Annotated in this window: 13 protein-coding genes; 8 read left to right on the top strand and 5 right to left on the bottom strand. The window is 65.8% G+C overall.

What is annotated here, in order from left to right:
- Positions 1-21 precede the first annotated feature (21 nt).
- On the bottom strand, positions 22-1,455 hold the full coding sequence (locus tag M1E07_RS16720) for a TrkH family potassium uptake protein (protein ID WP_461187749.1): 1,434 nt from the start codon (positions 1,453-1,455) through the stop codon (positions 22-24).
- A gap of 102 nt (positions 1,456-1,557) precedes the next feature.
- Here M1E07_RS16720 and M1E07_RS16715 point away from each other — a divergent pair, with 102 nt between their 5' ends.
- On the top strand, positions 1,558-2,769 hold the full coding sequence (locus tag M1E07_RS16715) for an acetoin utilization protein AcuC (RefSeq protein WP_461187748.1): 1,212 nt from the start codon (positions 1,558-1,560) through the stop codon (positions 2,767-2,769).
- A 78-nt stretch (positions 2,770-2,847) separates the two neighbouring features.
- Positions 2,848-3,441, top strand: coding sequence for an ArsR/SmtB family transcription factor (locus M1E07_RS16710; protein WP_461187747.1), 594 nt, complete (start codon positions 2,848-2,850; stop codon positions 3,439-3,441).
- Positions 3,442-3,519: 78 nt separating this feature from the next.
- Here the strand turns inward: M1E07_RS16710 and M1E07_RS16705 are convergent, their stop codons facing one another.
- Positions 3,520-4,869 carry an alpha-hydroxy acid oxidase gene (locus M1E07_RS16705; RefSeq protein ID WP_461187746.1) on the bottom strand — a complete coding sequence of 450 codons (1,350 nt, stop codon included), beginning with the start codon at positions 4,867-4,869 and terminating at the stop codon, positions 3,520-3,522.
- Between the two features lie 106 nt (positions 4,870-4,975).
- Between M1E07_RS16705 and M1E07_RS16700 the strand changes: the two genes are divergently transcribed.
- On the top strand, positions 4,976-5,686 hold the full coding sequence (locus tag M1E07_RS16700) for a FadR/GntR family transcriptional regulator (RefSeq protein ID WP_461187745.1): 711 nt from the start codon (positions 4,976-4,978) through the stop codon (positions 5,684-5,686).
- 26 nt (positions 5,687-5,712) lie between these two features.
- Here the strand turns inward: M1E07_RS16700 and M1E07_RS16695 are convergent, their stop codons facing one another.
- Together M1E07_RS16695 and M1E07_RS16690 are read right to left on the bottom strand one after the other, a co-directional pair.
- Positions 5,713-8,211, bottom strand: coding sequence for a beta-glucosidase family protein (locus M1E07_RS16695; protein WP_461187744.1), 2,499 nt, complete (start codon positions 8,209-8,211; stop codon positions 5,713-5,715).
- 4 nt (positions 8,212-8,215) lie between these two features.
- Complete coding sequence (locus tag M1E07_RS16690; RefSeq protein WP_461187743.1) at positions 8,216-8,449, bottom strand: hypothetical protein; 234 nt, start codon at positions 8,447-8,449, stop codon at positions 8,216-8,218.
- 109 nt (positions 8,450-8,558) lie between these two features.
- On the opposite strand from M1E07_RS16690, the gene M1E07_RS16685 reads away from it, so the two are divergent.
- Positions 8,559-9,158 carry a TetR/AcrR family transcriptional regulator gene (locus tag M1E07_RS16685; protein WP_461187742.1) on the top strand — a complete coding sequence of 200 codons (600 nt, stop codon included), beginning with the start codon at positions 8,559-8,561 and terminating at the stop codon, positions 9,156-9,158.
- A gap of 8 nt (positions 9,159-9,166) precedes the next feature.
- On the opposite strand, the gene M1E07_RS16680 is transcribed toward M1E07_RS16685, so the two are convergent.
- Positions 9,167-10,201 carry a LacI family DNA-binding transcriptional regulator gene (locus M1E07_RS16680; RefSeq protein WP_461187741.1) on the bottom strand — a complete coding sequence of 345 codons (1,035 nt, stop codon included), beginning with the start codon at positions 10,199-10,201 and terminating at the stop codon, positions 9,167-9,169.
- Positions 10,202-10,567: 366 nt separating this feature from the next.
- Here M1E07_RS16680 and M1E07_RS16675 point away from each other — a divergent pair, with 366 nt between their 5' ends.
- From M1E07_RS16675 to M1E07_RS16660, 4 genes are read left to right on the top strand one after another with little or no spacing between them, the layout of a single operon-like run.
- Entirely contained in the window at positions 10,568-12,013 is a 1,446-nt protein-coding gene (locus M1E07_RS16675; RefSeq protein WP_461187740.1) for a Gfo/Idh/MocA family oxidoreductase, read from the top strand.
- A 27-nt stretch (positions 12,014-12,040) separates the two neighbouring features.
- Entirely contained in the window at positions 12,041-13,006 is a 966-nt protein-coding gene (locus M1E07_RS16670) for an NAD-dependent epimerase/dehydratase family protein (protein WP_461187739.1), read from the top strand.
- The gene (locus M1E07_RS16665; protein WP_461187738.1) at positions 13,003-13,908 is read left to right on the top strand and encodes a 5-dehydro-4-deoxyglucarate dehydratase; all 906 of its coding nucleotides are present in this window, start codon (positions 13,003-13,005) and stop codon (positions 13,906-13,908) included. Before M1E07_RS16670 ends, M1E07_RS16665 begins: the two co-directional genes overlap by 4 nt.
- Positions 13,908-15,011 (top strand): mandelate racemase/muconate lactonizing enzyme family protein, encoded by a 1,104-nt coding sequence (locus M1E07_RS16660; protein WP_461187737.1) that lies wholly within the window; start codon positions 13,908-13,910, stop codon positions 15,009-15,011. Before M1E07_RS16665 ends, M1E07_RS16660 begins: the two co-directional genes overlap by 1 nt.
- Positions 15,012-15,043: the final 32 nt, after the last annotated feature.

Below are 15,043 nucleotides of genomic sequence, written 5' to 3'. Positions count from 1 at the left end.
CGCCGGGGGGTGTCTGGGGAACTAGCCAATGATGGGCCTTTCTTCGGGGTAGTGGTACAACTGGCTGCGCTGGCGCAGGGCCAGGGCAGCGGCGAGGGTCACGGTGCCCACGCGGCCGGCGAACATCAGGGCGCTGAGGACATACACGCCCGACGGCGGCAGCTCGGCACTGAGGTTGGTGCTCAGCCCCACCGTGGCGAAAGCCGAGATGGTCTCGAACAACACCCGGTCCAGGGAGGCGCCGCTGATCTGGAGCAGGAGGAAAGCGGAGACGGACACCAGGGTTGCGCCGGCGACGATCACCGAGATAGCCACCCGCATGGTGCCCTGCGGAATGGTCCTGCCGTAGACCTTGACGTCGGCGTCACCACGGGCTTCGGCGATGATGGCGAGGAACATCACGGCGATGGTGGTCACTTTGATGCCGCCCGCCGTCGAGGCTGACCCGCCGCCGGCAAACATGAGGGCGTCGGTCAGGAGCATGGTGGTGGACTCCATCTGGTTCTGGTCCACCAGGTTGAATCCGCCCGATCTGGTCATCACGGAGGCGAAGAGGGAATGCGTGATCTTGTCACCGAAGTCCATCCCCCCGATCGTGCGGGTGTTGTCCCATTCCATGAGGCCCCACAGGAACATGCCGGCCAGCAGCAGGATGAAAGAGACCTGGATGGTGAGCTTGGTGTGGAGGTTCCATTTCTTCCAGTTCAGGCCGTTCTGCTGCAGGACCATCACCACGGGAAATCCGAGGCTGCCCAGGAAGACGCCCAGCATTAGGGGAACCAGGATCCACAGGTCTGTCTCATAAGGGACGATGCCGTCCGAGTGCGGGGTGAAGCCTGCGTTGTTGAAGGAGGAAATGGCATAGAAAATGCCGTGCCAGACGGATTGCCAGAACGGTTCGCCCAGGGTCAGGAACCGTGGGATGAGGGCCAGGGCGAGGATTCCTTCGATGACCACGGAAGTGGTGATAACGATCCGCAGCAGGGTACCCACCTCGCCCAGGCGGCCGGCGTTGTTCATGGATTCCGCTGCAATGATTTTTCCGCGGACACCGAGGCGTTTGCTCACCATCAGCGCCAGCAGCGACGCCAGGGTCAGCGTGCCAAGGCCACCGATGAAAATGCCGATCAGGATGACCAGCTGGCCGAAGAAGGACCAGTGCACCGCCGTCGAAACCACTGTCAGGCCAGTGACGCAGACTGCGGAGACTGCCGTGAACAAAGCCTGGTGGGGCGGTGTGACAGTACCGGCGGCGGAGGAGATGGGCAGGGACAGCAGGAACGTGAACACAAGGCACACGGCGGCGAACGCACTCAGGGCAAGCCGGGCCGGCGACGTGTTGGCAATGTCGTCGATAAAGTCGCGGAGCCGCGTCAGAACCCATAGGCCCTCCCGCTCCTGCGCGGCGGGATGCCAGCTGGCCGGAGTCCGGGGCCTCGACTGGCTTTGGGTCATGTGGCTTTTCCTCGGTTGGTTCTGCTTCCCTCAGTAGTAAACCACTTATGCCCGTGTAATGGCCGGGCGGGAAGGGCTGCAGGCTCAGGTAGCCTGTGATTGATGACATATCTGCCCGGTCTCAGCAAGCCCGCGCCGCCAACGACGGTGGTGTGGGGCGCTGACATGACCGCTTACAACTTCGGTCCGGGCCACCCCATGGCGCCCGAACGGATGGACCTCACGGCCCGTCTTGCCCAAAGCCTGGGACTCTTCGACCTCGAGCACCTTGCAGTGGCAGCGCCCGGCGTCGCTACGGATGCCGAGCTGGAGTCCGTGCACTCCGCCGAATTCGTGGCTGCGGTCCGCAGGGTCAGCGATGATCCCTACGCAACTGACGAGTCCCGCGGCCTGGGCACCGAGGACGATCCTGCGTTCGCGGGTATGCATGAAGCGGCTGCGAGGCTGGCCGGCGGTTCCCTGCTGGCCGCTGACCGGATCCTGGAGGGGTCGGCCCTGCATGCAGTGAACTTCGGCGGCGGCATGCACCATGCCGCCCGTGACAAGGCCAGCGGGTTCTGCATTTACAACGACGCCGCTCTTGCCGTGCAGAAGCTGCTCGACGGCGGCATCCGCAAGGTTGCGTACATCGACGTCGACGCCCACCACGGCGATGGGACGGAAAGCATCTTCTGGGACGATCCCAGGGTGCTCACTCTGTCCCTGCACGAAAGCGGACTCACCCTGTTTCCCGGCACCGGGTTCGCCAACGAAATCGGCGGACCCCGGGCCGAGGGGACTGCCGTCAACGTCGCGTTGCCGTCAGGGACGGGTGACGCAGGCTGGCTGCGGGCCTTCCATGCCGTGGTGCCGCAACTGGTGGCAGCGTTCGAGCCCGAGGTAATCGTGAGCCAGCACGGCTGTGACTCGCACCGGACCGATCCGCTCACGCACCTCAACCTCAGCGTGGACGGGCAGCGGGAGGCGGCCACCGCCGTCGGGAATCTCGCCGCCCGCTACTGCGGCAACCGCTGGATTGCCACCGGCGGCGGCGGGTACAACGTGCTGCACGTTGTTCCGAGGTCCTGGAGCCACCTGATTGCCATCGCCGCGGGCAGGCCGGTGCCGCTGCGGACCGCCGTGCCCGAGGATTGGCGGAGGTACGTCGAGGAGAAGTTCGGGACAGCAGCGCCTGGGCTGATGGGCGACGACGTGGAGCTGTGGTGGCGGTCCTGGGAAGTGGGGTTCGATCCCAACGACGCCGTGGACCGCACAGTCATGGCCACCCGTAAGGCGGTCTTTCCGCTGCATGGACTGGATCCCTGGTTCGACTGACAGCCTTCCCTTCCCAATGCCCCCTGACGGGCGAAATAGTTGATGCCTTTGGGGGCATATGTCGCTAGGGTTGGAGACATGGTGACAGACGACGTATTTGCCGTCATTGCGGAATCGACCCGGCGGGACATCCTGACCTCCCTTCGTTCCGGAGACAAGGCCGTGGGGGAGCTCGTGGAAGAACTGGCGGCAAGCCAGCCCACCATTTCCAAGCACCTGAAGGTCCTGCGTGAAGCCCAGCTGGTGAGCATGCGGGCGCAGGGCCAAAAGCGTTACTACGCGCTGAACCGCAAGCCGCTGGAGGGCATCGCCACCTGGCTTGAGACGTTCGACGTCGGCGCTGCAGCTTCCGCTCCGCAATCACCGGCCGCTGTTGCCTCCACCCCGGACGGCCCTCCTGCGGCGCACGCTGCTCCCGCGCCTATTGCTTCGACCCCGCGGGAAGACGTGACAGCCGACGCCGTTGCCGCTGACGCTGTCTCAGCCGGCGTCCTGGCGCCCGACGGCGCTGACCTGAGTCCCGCCGTCGTCATCCCTGGCGGAACTACGGCGCCGCTTAGCGACGACACCGTGCCCCAGCAGATCGGCCGGACCGTGGGCCGCGCGGCCACCAAGGCCGCAGACCTGCTGGCGAACCTGCCCAACCTTCCCAAGTTCGGCCGAAAAAAGTAGCCCCAGAACCCAAGTAAGTAGCGCCAAATGTCCTTCTGAGCAGTCAAAGCGACACTTGGCGCTACTTGGTTGGGGCGCTTACTTGTTCAGCAGGCGCACGTGGTCCGGGGTCAGTTCGGAGATCTTGCTGACACCCAGCAGGGCCATGGTGCGGGCCATGTCCTTTTCGAGGATCTGGATGGTGCGGTCGACGCCGGCGCGGCCGCCCGCCATCAGGCCGTAGAGGTATGCGCGGCCGATCAGCGTGAAGTCCGCGCCGAGGGCCAGGGCTGCCACGATGTCAGCGCCGCTCATGATGCCGGTGTCCAGCATGATGGCGGCGTCCGTGTTGTCCGCGGTGAACGCCTTCTTGACCTCGGGGAGCAAGTGGAACGGGATGGGGGCGCGGTCCAGCTGCCGGCCGCCGTGGTTCGAGAGGATCACGCCGTCTGCGCCATGGTCAACCACCCGGCGGGCGTCTTCGACGGTCTGGATGCCCTTCACCACCAGCTTGCCCTTCCAGGTTTCGCGCAGCCAGTCCAGGTCCTCGAACGTGAGGGTGGGGTCGAACATGGAGTTGATCAGCTCCGCCACAGTACCCGTGTAGCGGGACAGTGAGGCGAACGTAAGCGGTTCGTGGGTGAGGAAGTTGAACCACCAGGCCGGGCGGTAGGAGGCATCCAGGACGGTCTTGATGGTGAGGGCCGGCGGGATGGTCATGCCGTTGCGGACGTCGCGGAGGCGGGCGCCGGCCACAGCGGTGTCCACGGTGACCATCAGGGTGTCGTTGCCGGCCTTGGCGGCACGCTCGATGAGCTCAAGCGAGCGGTCGCGGTCCGTCCACAGGTAGAGCTGGAACCAGTTGCGGCCGTTCGGCGCGGCCGCGGCCACATCCTCGATGGAGGCGGTGCCCATGGTGGAGAGGGTGTACGGGATTCCAGCGGCTTCGGCAGCCTGGGATCCGGCGTACTCGCCTTCGGACTGCATCATCCGGGTGAAACCCGTGGGGGCGATGCCCACCGGGAGGCGGGAGGGCTTGCCCAGGATCTCGGTTCCCAGGTCGATGGCGGAGACGTTACGCAGGATGCCCGGCCGGAATTCGATGTCCAGGAAGGCCTGGCGGGCCCGGCGGAGGGTGATCTCCTCTTCGGCTGCTCCGTCCGTGTAATCAAAAGGCGCCTGCGGAGTCCGGCGCTTGGCGATGTCCCGCAGTTCCCACACCGTGCTGGCGCGCTTGAGCCGGGCTTCCTTGCTGAACTCCGGCTTCTTGAACTGCATCAGGGGAGCCAGGTCGGAGTACTTGGGGACACGGCGCTTCAACGCTGCCGGGACGGCTGAAGCCGCACCGGCCGGAGCCCCCGCTGCTGGGGCTGCGGACGTTGCCGGAACATCAGTGGTGTCCGGGGCAGGCGTGATTTCCGGATTGTTGGGCTGGATGGTGTGGGTCATGGCGTCCTCCGTTGAGCCGGTGACAGGTCTGCCGTCGCGCAAACCGTTCTGTGGTCTAACCACACTGTAGGCCATGTGGTCCAACCACATCAACTACTATTGCCACATGAAAACCCATCAGCTTGTCCTGGCCTGGATTGAGACCGAGCTCTCCGAGGGGCGGCTGGCCGTGGGCGGCCGCCTGCCCGCCGAGCGTTCACTGGCCGAGCAGCTGCAGGTATCCCGGACCTCTGTCCGGGAGGCCATCCGCATTTTGGAGGCGATGGGCGTCGTCAGGGCCGGCGTAGGGTCCGGCCCCGAGGCGGGAACGGTGGTCATTTCGGATCCGACGGCGGCGCTTGGCTCTGCGCTGCGGCTGCACGTTGCCACCCAGCATCTTCCCGTGGCGGACATCGTAGAGACGCGCGTGCTCCTCGAGTCATGGGCGGTGTCGCATGCCAAGCCTGATTCGCCGGAACTTGAGGGCGCCGCCCGGCTATTGGACGAGATGGATGCGGAAGCGGTAGCGGTGGACGAGTTCCTGGCCCTGGACGTCCGTTTCCACCTGGCCCTCGCCGACGCGGCCGGCAACGCAGTAGTCAGCGCCATGATGGGATCTTTGCGGGAATCCATCACCGGCTACGCATCGCGGTTCACCGGTAACCTGCCGGACTGGGATGCCACAGCGGCGCGGCTGCGGGCAGAGCACCATGGCATCCTTGCGGCCGTGCAGAATGACGACGGCGAGCGGGCGGCACAACTGGTGGCCGCGCACATTGAGGGGTACTACAAAGAGGCCGGGCTGGCGTCCGGAGGTCCGGAGCCAGCCCGGCCTTAGCGGCGGCTTGTATGCGGGGACGGCTGCTAGCGCAGGCCGATCTCCAATGCCTGGAAGTCGTCGGCCGAGTGGCGGCCCACGAGGATCCGGAACGTGCCCGGCTCGAACTGCCAGCCGCCGTCGTAATGCGCGAAGGACCTGGCCGGAATCCGGACCTCCACGCTGTCCGCACCGCCGGGCGCCAGGTGTGTTCCCGCGTAGCCCGCCAGCCAGCGAACGGGGCGCTCCACCGCGGACTCGGTCCGCTCCAGGTACACCTGGACTACTTCGCGGCCGGAGCGGTCTCCGGTGTTGCGGACAGGCACGTGCACTACCACGTCATTGCCCGCAGGGACTGACTGCGGTGCATGCGGGGTGCCCAGTTCGAAGGTGGTGTAGCCGAGCCCGAAGCCGAAGGGGAGGGCAGGGGCGGCGCCTCCTTCGGCCTGCTGCTTGAGCCAGGCACGATAGCCCACGTGGATGCCCTCGGTGTACACCACCTTGCCGGCAACGGGGGTGGTGTTCAGCACCGGCACGTCGTCCAGCGCGGCGGGCCAGGTGGTGGGCAAACGGCCCCCCGGTTCCTCCGCACCCAGCAGGATGTCGGCGATGGCACGGCCGAATTCCTGGCCGCCGAACCAACCCAGCAGGACGGCGCCCACCTTGTCGAGCCACGGCATGAGGACCGGCGAACCGGAGTTGACCACAACCACGGTGCGCCTGTTTACCGCTGCGACTGCCTCCACCAGCTGGTTTTGGTGGCCGGGCAGGTCCAGGTCCTTGCGGTCGAAGCCCTCGGATTCGATGGCTGCGCTGGTTCCCACCACCACGATGGCCACGTCAGCAGCCTTTGCCGCTTCCACTGCCGCCTTGATCTCGGCCTGCGGGTCCGCCACCACGGTTTCCTCACCCAGCAGGATGGCGGTGAAAGGAATGACCTGCTGCTTTGGCAGCTGGTAGACCGCCTGGATGCGGACTGATTCGCCGGCACCTGTTTCCACGGGGTGGACGGTCTTGGGCGGGTCGAAAAGGGCGGCGCCAAGCACGTCGGTGTCGTCCTCAATATCGCCGTGGAACACCTCTTCGCCCTGCAGGGACAGTTGGATCTGGCCAACGGTTCCGACGCCCAGGTGGTGGACACCGGCCGTCGGGGCGGTCCATTCGGCCTCCATGCGGATGGCGGCCGCGCCTTCCGGGATCCCGACGCCGAACCAGATCAGGTGCGAAGCGAGCCGGTCCTCGCCGGAGATCTCCGAGCCGTCTTCAGCAAGGAAGGTCACCCGCATGCCGGGAACGCCGGACACCGGATTGTGCAGCGAGGTGCGCGGGAAGGCCTGCAGGCCTTCGGCCACCTTGGCGCCCCGGGTGTAGCTCAGGCTAATGCCTTCGGGCAGTGCCTCCCGCAGGCCTTCAAGGGGCGAGACCGTGTACTTGGGCATTACGGTGGCGCTCCCGCCGCCCTGCGTACGGGCTTCCTCCGCGTTGTGGCCTATGACCGCGACGTTGTGCAGCGAAGCCGGCTTCAGCGGAAGGAGCCCGTCCCTGTTGCGGACCAGGACCGCACCGCGCATGGCCACTTCACGGGCCACGACGGCGGCGTTGAGGGCTGCCGGAAGTCCGGCCACTGCGGGGCTGACGCCTTCGAGTGAACCCACACGGGCTGCGAGACGGAGGATGCGGATGACTTTTTCGAGGATGGCGGACCGGCTGACCCGGCCGTCGTTCACGGCAGCCAGCAGCTTGGGACCCCAGTGGCCTACCGGTCCGGGCATCTCCAGGTCCTGGTTGGCGTTCGCCGCCTCCACGGAGCGGACGCCGGTCCAGTCCGAGACCACCACACCGTCGAAGCCCCATTCCGTGGACAGCGGTGTCGTCAGGAGTTCATTCTCACTGGCCGTGGTGCCGTTGATGGAGTTGTAGGAGCTCATGACCAGCCAGGCCTGCGCCTCGGTGATCGCATCCTCGAAGGCCGCCAGGTACAGTTCGCGCAGCGGACGCTCGTCCACCACGGAATCTGCGGTGAAACGGTCCGTCTCCGCCTCGTTGGCGAGATAGTGCTTGGGGGTGGCGCCGACGCCCATCGATTGGACACCGGCAACATACCCGGCTGCCAGGGTTGCAGTCAGGCGGGGATCCTCGCTCATGCACTCAAAGTGCCGGCCGCCCAGCGGTGAGCGGTGCAGGTTGATGGTGGGTCCCAGCACGGCGTGGACGCCCTTGCGGCGGGCTTCCTGGCCGAGGACCTGTCCGTAGCGGTGCGCCATCTGGGCGCTCCAGGTGGCAGACAGGGCGGACGACGACGGCAGCGAGACGGAGTCGTGGCGCTCGTCGAAGTCTTCGCCCCGGACGCCCGACGGGCCATCGGACAGGACAACGCGGGAGAGTCCGATCGAGGGGAGGGCATGCGTGGCCCACACATCTGCGCCCGTCAGCAGCTGGATCTGCTGCTCGAGGCTAAGGCTCTCGGCGAGTTCTTTGATCCGCGCTTCGGCGTCCGGGGAACCGGCGGCCGGAGCCGTGACGGCCGGGGAAAGGGTGGGATTCACTTACTTAACTCCTTTTGATGCGGGTAACGAGGACGGCGCCGACGATGCCGACGACGGCCCCGCCGATGAAGAGTGCGGGGACCAGTGACTGGGGCAGTGCCTGGGCGATGTTGAAGACGCCGAACGTCTTGGCGTTCTCGCTCTGGACTTTGGGCAGGAGGTCAGTGATGAGGGCTACGTCAACAGCTCCGAAGCAACGAAGGTCCACGCTCCAGCCGCCTGCGAGGCTGCTGACCACGGTGCCTCCTGACAAAAAGTGACCCTCCGTTGGGTCCTGAAGAAGATGGTACCGACAAAAACCGAGTTTGACTAGGTTTTGCGGCGAAGCAGTGAAATACACTGGCTTGATGCCTTCCTCAAAGCCGCGTGGACAATATGCAAAGGGTGCAGAGCGCCGCGAACAGATCATCCAAACCGCAACCGACGTCTTCGCCACGGAAGGTTTTGAAGGCACCGCGATGAAGCGGGTGGCTGAGCTGGTGGGCGTAAAGGAAGCCACCCTCTTCCATTACTTCCGCGGCAAGCAGGAGTTGCTGACGGCCGTTCTCGCCGAAAGGGACCGCCGGAGCCTCGCAGCCACAGAGGAAAAAGTAGCCGGCCTCCCGCTGATGGTCCGGGCCGCCGAGCGCAACCGTCATGAACCGGGGCTCACCACGTTGTATGCAGTGGCGTCAGCTACCGCCAATGACCCTCATCATGATTCACACCGGTATTTTGAAGAGCGGTTTGCCGAGGTGGTTGACGTTCTGGCCACCGACATTAAACGCCGGCAGGAGGCTGGAGAGGCGCGCGCGGACCTGCCGGCGAGGGATCTTGCACGGCTGGTGGTGGCTGTTTCCGACGGCCTGCAGCTGCAGTGGCTTTACAACAAGGAGGTGGACGTGGCGGACGGACTGTCCCAGTTCATCGACGTGCTCCTGAAGCCGCTGCCCCAGCCCCAGGTGTAGCCCAGGGGTCAGCCGTGCACCGTTGAGCGAGGGGCCTTGGCCGGGCCGCTGCTGGCCCGGACCTGGAGGCGCGGCTGGTACCGGCTGCCGGGCGCGTCACTATCTTCCTTGCGGATCAGCGCGCGGAGCTGGTGCCACGCCTGCTCGCCCAGTTCCGTGATCGGGACGGCGGCGGTGGTGAGGGCAGGGGTGGTGTACCTGGCGAAGGGGATGTCGTCGAATCCGGTCACCGAGATGTCACCAGGGACGTTGAGCCCGCGTTCATGGAGTCCGCTCATCAGGCCCATGGCCACCAGGTCGTTGAAGGCAAGTATTCCGGTGGCGCCGCTTTCCAGTACCGCGTCCACGGCTTCATGCCCCGTGTCGAAGTCTGAGCCGCCCTCAACCATCCGGACATCCACCTGCGGATGAGCGGCTTTGAACGCCTCCAGGCCCTGGAGCCTCATGCCGTTGGAGGCGCTTCGCGGCGGGCCGGACAGGAATGCCAGGCGGGTGTGGCCCAGGTCCACCAGATGCTCTGCAAGGTCCTGCACCCCCCGCCCGTAATCCACCACCAGGCTGGGTACATCCGCGGCTGCCGTGATGCGGTTGATCAGCACCAAGGGGTGGAGCGACGGCGCAATCTCTTCCAGTTCGGAGTCGCTCATGCGCGGAGCGCAAAGGACGAGGCCGTCGCACCGTCGGCGGGCTTCGCCGGCGAGGATGGTCTCTTCGCTGGACACCTCGAAGGAGTCAGCGATCAGGACCCGGTAACCGTCCTGGGCGGCGGCGCGGCTCAGGCCGCGCAGGATTGCCTGGAAAGTGGGGTTGGCCAGGTCCGGCACCACAATACCGATCGTGTCGGTCTTGCCCAGGGCCAGGCTGCGGCCCACCGGGTTGGGCTGATACTTCAACTCCGCCGCGGCGGCGCGGACGCGGGACGCAATGTCAGGGTCCACGGTGAAGTTGCCGTTCATCACGCGGGATACTGTCGCATGGGAAACCCCAGCCTTGACCGCAACATCCGCGATCCCGATCCTGCCGGTTGCCGATCTCCTGGCCATGGTGGTCCCTTCTGTAGCGCGGCGGGACCCGCCCTGCGCCGTTGTGCTGCCCGCGGGCAGGTGCTTTCCGCCTTTGCCCGACGGGGTATTGGAACAAAGCATATACCGGCTTGGGAAACCGATTTCTATTGTTTTCCCAAGTTTTCCCGTAACTTTCCGCCTACAGTGGCGCACTTCATCCCGCAGAGGAGTAGAAAACGCTTTCTCTCAACGCTGATAATGGTTGACGGATAGCCGTTCCGGTTGGTACAAATCTAATAGCGACCTGAGAAAACGCTTTCTTGGGCTGGGTGCAGCAGGGCACTCAATGTCGAACATCAGAGGCCGCCGGCGCGGCCGGGTATCAGCTTTCGAAAGGGACCCCTCATGGTCAACACAGCCGAGTCAAGTACTGCTGCAGAAGCGGCATCAGCTGCCGCGGAGACCACCGCCGCTGTCGGCGCTGCAGGAGGCAGCGGTAAAGCGCGCATTGCTTTGATCGGCACCGGCGGCCGGTCCGAGATGTACATCCGCGCCATCTTCGGCGAGCACGCAGAAACCGCCGAACTCGTGGCGTTCTCGGACGTCAACCCGGGGCGCGTGGAGTTCTACCAGAAGCTCATCCAGGAACTCGGCGCACCGGGGCCGGTAGCGTCCTTTGATCCTGCCGACCTCACTGCGTTCATCCAGGACAACAGCATCGACCGCGTTGTGGTGACTACGCCGGACTACACCCACGCGGACTACATTGTTGAGGCACTCCGGGCAGGTGCCGACGTCGTCGTCGAAAAGCCCCTCACCATCGACGCCGAGGGCTGCCGCCGCATCACCCAGGCCGTCCACGAAACCGGACGCAATGTGGTGGTGACCTTCAACTACCGCTACTCGCCACGCAACAGCGCACTGAAGGAAATCATCCAGAGCGGTGTGATCGGCAAGGTCACCTCCATCGACTTCAGCTGGGTCCTGGACACCGTGCACGGCGCGGACTACTTCCGCCGCTGGCACCGCGAGAAGAAGAACTCCGGCGGCCTGCTGATCCACAAGGCCTCGCACCACTTCGACCTCGTCAACTGGTGGATTGACGACGTCCCCGAGCGCGTGTTCGCCTCCGGCGGCCTGAAGTTCTACGGTGACAAGAACGCCGCCGAGCGCGGCCTGGGCCCTCGTCCCGAACGCGGCACGCCCGACGCCGATGCACCCGCCACAGCGGAGAAGGATCCGTTCACGCTGGACCTGCGGGAGGACGAGCGGCTCAGGGCACTGTTCCTGGACAACGAGCACTACGACGGATACCGCCGCGACCAGGACGTGTTCACCGGCGGCATCACTATTGAGGACAACCTCGCACTGGTAGTGGAGTACCAGGGTGGCCCGCGGCTGAGCTACTCCCTGAACGCCCACAGCCCCTGGGAGGGCTACCGCGTGGCGGTCAACGGCACCGAAGGCCGCGCCGAGCTGGAGGTGGTGGAGCGCGCCGCCGTCGAATCCAGCACGGACAAGAAGACCGTAGTGGATCCGAGCGCAACCCCCATCGAAGAGGATGACGCCATCCGCCGCAACGGCGAACGCCTCGTAGTCCAGCGCCACTGGGAGTCCGCCTACGAGGTGCCGATCGTCAACGGCGAAGGCGGCCACGGCGGCGGCGACGAGCTCCTGCTCTCGGACCTCTTCAACGGCCCGGGCGAGGATCCGCTGGGTCGCCCCTCCGGCTACCTGGACGGGCTGCGCTCCGTCTCCGTGGGCATCGCCGGCAACCGCTCCCTCGAGACCTCCCTGCCCGTACGCATCGAGGACCTGGACCTCGGCGTCGACCTCCGCCGCGGCAAGTGACCGCAGCACCGGATCCGAAGGAATAACATGAGCAGGATTTTTGTCACCGGCGGCTCCGGCCGCCTGGGACGCAGCGTTGTGGCCGGACTCGCCGAAAAGGGCCACAAGGTGATTTCGGTGGACCGCGACGCCGTTTCGGCCGAACAGCTGCCCGCCGGCGTCGTGCAGGAAACTGCCGACCTCCTGGCGCCGGGCGAGGCGCTGCGCCTCCTCCGGGAAACCACGCCCGACGCCGTCATCCACCTGGCAGCGATAGCGGTACCGTTCAGTGCGCCCGAGGACGTCATCTTCGCCACGAACACACGGCTCGCCTTTGCCGTGATCAGTGCGGCGACCGAAGTTGGCGTACAGAAGATCGTGACCGCCAGCAGCCCCACCGTGCTGGGCTACGGTTCACCCGCGGGGTGGCTGCCGCCGTCGTTCCCGCTGGATGAGCGGACCCCGCCGCGGCCCTGGAACGCTTACGCCCTGTCCAAACTCATTGCCGAGCAGACAGTGCAGACGTTCGCTGCCGCCCAGGGCGACAAGATCCACTACGCGGCATTCCGCCCCTGCTTTGTCATTTCGCCTGAGGAATGGGAAGGCGCACTGACGCAGCAGGGCCACACCCTCGCTGAACGGCTCGCCGATCCCGCCCTGTCAGCGCCCGCACTGTTCAATTACGTGGATGCCCGGGACGTGGCAGACTTCCTGGACCTGCTGCTGGCGAAGATGCCGTCCATCCCCAACGGGGAAACTTTTTTCGTGGGAGCCGCGGATGCCCTGGCCACCGCGCCCCTCGCGGAACTGATGCCGAAGTTCCTGTCCGGAAGTGAAGTCCTCAGCGCAGGACTCACCGGTACTAGCCCGGCCTTCTCCATCGCCAAGGCACAGGAACTCCTGGGCTGGCACCCCACGCGCAGCTGGCGCACCGAACTTAAGTCCCACCCCACCCTCAACGACGAGAACTCCGCGCTGGTCACTGCCGGCAGCGGAGCCAAGGAGACACCATGAAATTCGACGGCGTACTGTTCTTTCCCGTCACCCCGTTCACGGCTGAAGGCGCTGTTGACGTAGGGCTGCTCAAGGAACACATCAGCTCCCGGCTCCCGTTCGGACCCGGCGGCGTTTTCCCCGCCTGCGGGACCGGCGAATTCCACGCCCTTAGCATCGATGAGGTCCGCACTGTGGTGACCGCCGCCGTCGAGGTTGTTGCCGGAAAGGTGCCCGTAGTGGCAGGCGCCGGCGGTCCGCTGGGCCACGCGATCGCCGCCGCCCGCGCGGCAGAAGAAGCCGGTGCTGACGCCCTCCTGGTCCTCCCGCCGTACCTGGTCACCGGCCCCACCGACGGGCTCGTGGCGTACATCGAGGCCGTGGCCGGCGCCAGCAGCCTGCCGGTGATCGTCTACCACCGCGGCAACGCCAAGTTCACCGCCGCCTCGATGGCCCGGCTGGCCGCCAACCCCAAGGTCATCGGTTTCAAGGACGGCCTCGGCGACGTGGGCCTCGCCCAGGAAATCGTGTCTGCAGTGCGTGCCACGGGACGCGAGGACTTCGCCTTCTTCAACGGCCTGCTGACCGCCGAACTGACCCAGGGCGCCTACCGCGGCCTCGGCATCCCGCTGTACTCCTCCGCGGCATTCGCGATGGCCCCGGAAATCGCCAAAGCCTACTACGACGCCTACATCTCCGGAGATGAGGAACGCCGCAACGCCCTGCTGGAGGGCTTCTACGCACCGCTGGTCCGCCTGCGCGACCAGACCCCCGGCTTCGGCGTTTCACTGATCAAGGCGGGCCTGCGCCTGGGCGGAATGCCGGTCGGTTCCGTACGCCCGCCGCTGGTGGACCCAACCGAGGAACAGCTCGTGCAGCTGAAGGCTATCCTCGCCAAAGGCTACGAGTTGGCCGGCCGCTGATGAGTGCCCCCGCAACTGTCGCCGTCCGCACGGTACCGCGCATCACAGGCCTCTCCACCCGGCTCATCACCGTCCCACTGCGCCGCAGCTGGGGTGCTGAGGCTCCGGAAAACCACGTGATCGTCACGGAAATCCACACGGACGACGGCGGTGCGGGGCACGGTTTTTCGTGGACGCCCACCATTGGTCCGCAGGCGGTTAAGGCCCTGCTGGACTACGACATCGCCCCTTTTATCACCGGGCTGCCCGCCAACCCGCAGGTTGTCTGGGACTCGCTGTGGAAACGGCTGCACGAGGCCGGCGGCGGGGGACTGACCACCATTGCGATGGCAGGAGTGGACCTGGCGCTGTGGGACCTTCAGGCTTCCCGCGCCCACATCTCCGTCACCGGACTCCTGGGACAACGCCAGGAGTCCGCGGAGGTGTACGGCTCGGGGGTGAACCTGCACTACAGCCTCGAAGAGCTCGTGGCCCAGACTGAGCGGTGGGTAGCCGCCGGTCACCAGGCAGTGAAGATCAAGGTAGGCAAACCGGACATCCGCGAGGACGCCGAACGGGTGGCCGCCGTCCGCTCCGTCCTGGGGCCCGACCGGAAGCTGATGATCGACGCCAACCAGCGCTGGGACCTGCCTACCACGCTCAAAGCACTGGACGTCCTGTCCGGCTTCGGCCTGGAGTGGCTCGAGGAACCCATCCGGGCGGACGACCTCTGGGCCTACCGCAGGCTCCGCAAGCACTCGCCGGTACCGATCGCCCTTGGTGAAAACCTGCACACCATCTACCGCTTCCGGGATTTCATGGAAGCCGAGGCGGTGGACATTATCCAGCCAAACATCATCCGGGTGGGTGGTATTACGCCGTTCAGGCGCATTGTTGAGCTTGCCCGCACCAACAGCATCAAGGTGATGCCGCACTTGCTCCCCGAACTGTCCGGCCAGCTGGCCCTGACGCTCGCCGAGCCAACCTTGGTGGAGGACGTGGAGGAGGCATCCTTTGAACAGCTGGGTATCCTGGCAGGCCCCTCGCCGGTCCGGTTCAGCGACAGCAGGGTGACCCTCACGGACCAGCCCGGGCTCGGCTTCCGCTTTCACGATGCAGGCTAAAGCAGATCAACGCAGACTCGATGAATCCAGAA

Source organism: Arthrobacter sp. Z4-13, from assembly GCF_054792705.1.
The sequence above is the reverse complement of the archived record's forward strand: the minus strand, read 5'-3'. Positions and strand labels throughout refer to the sequence as shown.

Bases quoted from the DNA above. Each gene is read 5' to 3' on its own strand.
- M1E07_RS16700 (WP_461187745.1), top strand. From the start codon at position 4,976: ATGAAAACCCATCAGCTTGTCCTGGCCTGGATTGAGACCGAGCTCTCC.
- M1E07_RS16715 (WP_461187748.1), top strand. From the start codon at position 1,558: ATGACATATCTGCCCGGTCTCAGCAAGCCCGCGCCGCCAACGACGGTG.
- M1E07_RS16660 (WP_461187737.1), top strand. From the start codon at position 13,908: ATGAGTGCCCCCGCAACTGTCGCCGTCCGCACGGTACCGCGCATCACA.
- M1E07_RS16705 (WP_461187746.1), bottom strand. From the start codon at position 4,869: ATGACCCACACCATCCAGCCCAACAATCCGGAAATCACGCCTGCCCCG.
- M1E07_RS16670 (WP_461187739.1), top strand. From the start codon at position 12,041: ATGAGCAGGATTTTTGTCACCGGCGGCTCCGGCCGCCTGGGACGCAGC.
- M1E07_RS16665 (WP_461187738.1), top strand. From the start codon at position 13,003: ATGAAATTCGACGGCGTACTGTTCTTTCCCGTCACCCCGTTCACGGCT.
- M1E07_RS16720 (WP_461187749.1), bottom strand. From the start codon at position 1,455: ATGACCCAAAGCCAGTCGAGGCCCCGGACTCCGGCCAGCTGGCATCCC.
- M1E07_RS16685 (WP_461187742.1), top strand. From the start codon at position 8,559: ATGCCTTCCTCAAAGCCGCGTGGACAATATGCAAAGGGTGCAGAGCGC.
- M1E07_RS16710 (WP_461187747.1), top strand. From the start codon at position 2,848: ATGGTGACAGACGACGTATTTGCCGTCATTGCGGAATCGACCCGGCGG.
- M1E07_RS16680 (WP_461187741.1), bottom strand. From the start codon at position 10,201: ATGGCCAGGAGATCGGCAACCGGCAGGATCGGGATCGCGGATGTTGCG.
- M1E07_RS16675 (WP_461187740.1), top strand. From the start codon at position 10,568: ATGGTCAACACAGCCGAGTCAAGTACTGCTGCAGAAGCGGCATCAGCT.